This is a genomic window from Natrinema hispanicum, from assembly GCF_900111485.1.
Taxonomy (GTDB): Archaea; Halobacteriota; Halobacteria; order Halobacteriales; family Natrialbaceae; genus Natrinema; species Natrinema hispanicum_A.
In genome coordinates this window covers 1-5,180 of record NZ_FOIC01000068.1, presented here as the reverse complement: position 1 = coordinate 5,180, position 5,180 = coordinate 1, and the positions used below count along the sequence as shown (strand labels likewise).

General features: G+C 50.3%; 4 protein-coding genes. 2 read left to right on the top strand and 2 right to left on the bottom strand.

The window, feature by feature from the left end; all coding sequences use genetic code 11:
• Positions 1-648: 648 nt before the first annotated feature.
• Together BSG09_RS19790 and BSG09_RS19785 are read left to right on the top strand one after the other, a co-directional pair.
• Entirely contained in the window at positions 649-1,851 is a 1,203-nt protein-coding gene (locus BSG09_RS19790; protein WP_092936186.1) for a glycosyltransferase family 4 protein, read from the top strand.
• Between the two features lie 115 nt (positions 1,852-1,966).
• The gene (locus tag BSG09_RS19785; protein WP_175542273.1) at positions 1,967-3,100 is read left to right on the top strand and encodes a glycosyltransferase family 4 protein; all 1,134 of its coding nucleotides are present in this window, start codon (positions 1,967-1,969) and stop codon (positions 3,098-3,100) included.
• Between the two features lie 481 nt (positions 3,101-3,581).
• Here BSG09_RS19785 and BSG09_RS19780 read toward each other — a convergent pair whose 3' ends face one another.
• Positions 3,582-4,649 carry a glycosyltransferase family 4 protein gene (locus BSG09_RS19780; protein WP_092936182.1) on the bottom strand — a complete coding sequence of 356 codons (1,068 nt, stop codon included), beginning with the start codon at positions 4,647-4,649 and terminating at the stop codon, positions 3,582-3,584.
• A gap of 102 nt (positions 4,650-4,751) precedes the next feature.
• The coding region (locus BSG09_RS19775) for an IS66 family transposase (protein ID WP_139246297.1) at positions 4,752-5,180 on the bottom strand (429 nt) is incomplete at its 5' end.

Sequence of the window (5,180 nt, the reverse complement as noted above, 5' to 3'; positions counted from 1 at the left end):
TTCTCGGTGCGGATCGCGGAATCTATCGATTCCGGCGATCCGCCAATCCCCAGCGACACACTTGGTTCACTATTGAGAGACCATTCATGAGACTGCTACGAAATCGGTCTGACGGCAAATCGCTATCCAACTACGTTTCAGAGCGTTGCTCGGACAGCACGTTTAAGTGTGTCTCATCTCATCATTTCTCTAGACACGACAACGGAGTTAGAATGCATGGGGGTACGGCACAAGTTTGTATTTGGAGATGACTTAATGCGGCGAGAGTTCCTCACACAGATTTTGACATATCTAATATAAACATTCATCATATAGAAAACTTCACATATAATCATTATGCTTTGAAGTAGTTGGTGAAGACAGTGAGCGACTCCTGCTGGCGGTTGATCAACAGGTATCAGATCGCCATTTCGTTAACGGCTTTCGCTAGCAGTGGGCGGTGGTACAGAAGTTTTCACAAATTCTGCACTTTCTCATCTCCGTTTTACAGGTGATTTAATATTCTGCTCTGCGTCTAATGAAAGTAAAATGATATTTTCCTGTTTCTACGACTGACCCAACCGAGATCTGCTGGGAGTCCTTGAAATGTATTCTGCCCACCGCTAGTCAACCAATTATGTTTAGTGAATGTCTGCAAGATGTTGTGTTATGGAACAGGTAGGGGTCCTATATTACGTGGGTTCGTTCCCAAAGTTGTCTGAGAGTTTCATCCTAAACGAGATTAATGAGCTTTATAATCAAGGCTATAATATTGCAGTATTTGCTCGAAATAATCCTGGCGAGGACATCACTCACGAGGAATACGAGAATATCGATATTCCAATCTACTATACAGACGACTCTTACACTGATTTCCCCAAGTTACTGTCTAAAAAGCCCGTTCAGATGGCTATGACTAACGCAGCGAATGGTTTCTTCAAGCAGTTATCAGCGAAGGAAATCGGCCACAACTTGTTACTAGGCAAACAATGTGCTGAGTTTGTTGAATCACTTGATTTTGATATAGATATTATCCATGCTCACTTTGCGAGTTCTATTAAAATTGGGAGCATGCTCGCCGCACGATATCACGGTATCCCATGTACGGTTACTGCCCATGCGGTCGAAATATTCAAATCTCCAAATATTAGAAAGATAAAATATATCTGTGATAGTATGGATCACGTAATCGTTCCCTCAGAGTACAACCAGCGATATCTACGTGAGGAAATAGGAATTGAAAACAACATAACAGTTGTACCGGCGACGACACGGATTAAAAAGTTTGAACCGTCCGAACCTACCGTCGAAAATCGACTTTTAACGGTAGGTCGTTTGGTTGAAAAGAAGGGGCATACCTACGGTATTGAGGCTGTGAATAATCTCGTTGAAATGGGGTATAATATCACATATAATATTATTGGGACCGGAGATAGGAAGAATCTATTACAGCGGCAGGTGGAAGAACATGGTATTGAAGACCACGTCGAATTCTTGGGACACGTCTCAGATGAAAGACTCCAAAGAGAACTGAGCGAAGCTTCTGTATTTGTATTACCTTGCGTTATTGCGGAGGACGGAGACCGGGATGCAATGCCAGTCGTTCTAAAAGAAGCTATGGCGTCGGAAACAGCGTGCGTCTCAACGACCGTTTCTGCGATCCCAGAACTCATCACTGATGGCCATAATGGACTGCTGGTGCCCGAAAAAGAACCTGAAAAGCTAGCGACTGCAGTCCAAGAGTTCCTTGATCACCCCAAAAAAAGGGAACACATAGCAGAGAACGGACGAGAAACTGTTCACAATAAATTTGACATCTCCGAGTCAGTTGACACACTAACTGAAGTATTTGAGTCATTGTATACAGACTGAATATAGTCGGATAGTGCTACATATCGCAGTTCAGTGTACGACCAGTTTTGCAAGCGAATCCCATCGAAAGGCCGAAGGTAGTTGTCTGTGATTTAGCGACTGGATGCAAGTCCTGATGCTCGATCCATCAGCGTTTACCCCGCCGTACGATCACCACCTCTGTCGTGGGCTGTCAACAGTCGGTTGTGACCTCACGCTCTACACAACCCGTTCGGACTACCACTTATGGGACGGAGAAAGGGCCTACGACTGGATAGAGTATTTTTACCGGGCCACGAACACGCTCTACAGTGACCGAGACGGGCTGCCGGGACGTACGGCAGTTAAGGGGATTGAGCATGTAATAGACATGACTAGATTTATTCGAAAGGCATGGTCTCTTGACCCCGACGTCATCCACATCCAATGGACACCAGTGCCAGTCGTTGATCAGTGGTTCCTACAGGCACTCGCCCGGGTCGCGCCGCTAGTATTCACCGTCCACAACACTACACCGTTCCACGGCGCAAGCACATCGCGGATCCAGCTTTTGGGAGCGGACACGATACACGAGACGGCCGACCATCTGATAGTCCATACAGAAACCTCCCGGGACGAACTGATCAATCGGGGGATCCCCGCAACGAAAATTTCGGTCGTCCCCCACGGCATTCTTGAGTACCCGAGCGCGACCGCCGCGGACGGCAAGGCTGATGCTGATAATCAGACAATCCTCTTCTTTGGAACGATCAAACCGTACAAGAATATCGACACTCTGCTGGAGGCCTACGCGGCACTGCCTGCGGAGACGCGGGACACAACGGACCTGCATATCGCAGGCTACCCCAAGATGGACGCCAAACTACTTCAGCGCTGGGCGAGAGACTTAGGTATCGAGTCGTCTGTTCGTTGGGATTTACGGTTCGTTCCAGACTCGGAGGTTTCGGCCCTGTTCGATACCGCTGATGTCATCGCATTCCCATATGATGATGTCGACCAGAGTGGCGCCCTGTTGACCGCGCTCCAGTACGAGACCCCGATCGTGGCGACCGATATCGCCGGGTTCGCTGAGGTTCTGACCGACGGAGAACACGGCTTCCTTGTCCCTCCGAACGATGCGGTAGCGCTTGCAGACGCGCTGGATAACGTCCTCGCCGATCCGGAGTTGTTAGCTTGCATGAGGGAGAATATAAGCGACTTAGCTGAATCAATCCCGTCCTGGACCGAAATCGCGGCCAAAACACAAGATGTGTATCGGTCAGTCACATGATCCGTACCAATAGCCCCGAACAGATGGCTTCTACCTTATCGACCGACTGGACACCAACGTCCAGATATTCCGTTTGTTGATTGCGTTGATTTCTCTCAAAGTGTAGTCTTTCAGCGTCGGCATATCTGGAATGAGTTGACGGTTCAACGGAAAGTACAACAACTTTGATCTTGTCTTCGCGTATGCACAGGATCAAACTGTCTACTGTCAGAAATCGTTTCTCGTTGACCAAGCGTACTCGGCACTCCGTGTGCGCATGGCGCTGATATCGGGCGTTCCGTGGAATCGTCCCGATGTGTGGCGTCTATAACATCAAATGAGCTGTGAGCTAGAGTGATCCAACGCTGTATGAGATTCACCACCATTGGAAACAACCCGCCCTGACGATGAGTGTGAAGATGAGAACGATTACTATTACCCTCACAAACGCGCCGCACTGCTCTTGGAGGCGACACGAACTTGTCTTCGGATCAGCATCGTATTATAGATCCATATCAAGCTGTCGTTTCACTGTTGTTTTCAATTTTTCCATTTGTTCTGAGGCTCTCTTCGACAACGCGTTCTGTCGAACAAGTTTGGCGTACGTTTCGTAGTCGGCCAGCACAGATTTGATGGTCCGCACATACTCCACTGGAGCGTTGGATTCGACGATCAGGTCGTCCGTGCCGACCGCCTCTCCAAGACCACCGCGACCCGAACACAGCGTTGGGATTCCACTGATTCCACTTTCGAGGGGAACGCGGCCGAAGGGCTCCTCCCACCGAGAGGGCATCAGCACGAGTTTCGTCTCTCGGTACACTTCTCTCATATTGTCCACGTAGCCACGGTATTCGACGTTTGTACTTTCCTGAATGCGGTCTCGAATGCCTGCCGGCGGCTCCCGGCCGACGACTAGGAAGTCTTCACCGGGCAACTGATCCGCGACGTCCAGCGTCACGTTGATGCCCTTGTTCAGCGTCGGCGTAACGTGGAGAATCTTATCTCCCGTCGTTTCTATCTTGAACTCATCAACGTCGACAAATGGATAGACCACCTTCGGGTTAACACCCCATTGGCGATTATATTTTTTTGCAGTGTGCTTGCTGTTTGCCACGAGCAGGTCGGAGCCATGAATTACCTCGCCAAAAAGGCGACGCTGGACTGCCTGTGCAACTGGATTGAACACCAATCGGCCAATCCCGCGTTTGGACAGTGACGAGGGCAATAGGGACTCATCCCGTAAGAACAGGATTTGGGGAGCATCCTGTCTTGCACCCAATAAGCCGAGTTCATGCTGCGCGAAGATGAGCGACGGACAGAACCGCTCCAGTTGTCGCCTGAACCGGAGATAGAACTCTAGATACGCTGTTGGAACCTGAAGGACGCCGTGGAGGTCTAAATCCGCTGCGAGCACCCGCTGGCTGACGACCCTATCTTGGTCCAGATTCCCACTCGTGTGTCCGAACATGATGGTGCGATGCTCGGGTGCTAAGTCCTCAAACAGAGTCCGCATTGACTCCTCTGCCCCACCAGGTTGCCCAAGTCGCCTAGCTAATCCTGCGATTCTCATTCAACTAGCCGTTCAGATATGGGTATATGTATATTTGCGGTATACCATTCGTTGGAGGGTAGTTGGATAGCGTGACCAGGATTCACCGGCCAGTGATGCCTCTCATCCTAATCTGAGTTCTTGCCCACCGAGGATGGACTGGAGCTGTTCAGGCGGATCAAGTCCTCGTCGTTTCCACGTGGCTAACATGGTCGTGATCGTCTCGTGAATCTGGACCCCTTCGGCTGAGCGGAGGGTCCGGAACATCTTCCGCAGCACAACTTGCTCGCGCAGAGCGCGCTCTGCGCGATTATTCGTCGAATCGACGTCTGGCTCTGTAACGAACGTCAGCCAGTGCCCTAACCCGTTCCTGATCTTCTCGATCAGCTTCTTGACCTCCTGTGCCTCGTAGTCTTCCCTGATCAGGCCTTCCAGATGTAACGACGCCTCCGCCCGCTTTTGCTCGCGGGCGGAGGCGGACGGATCCTCCTCGTCGAACGCCGTTAAATCGTCGTGGAGAGCGTGTAACTCCTCAGACAACCTCTCTGCTTC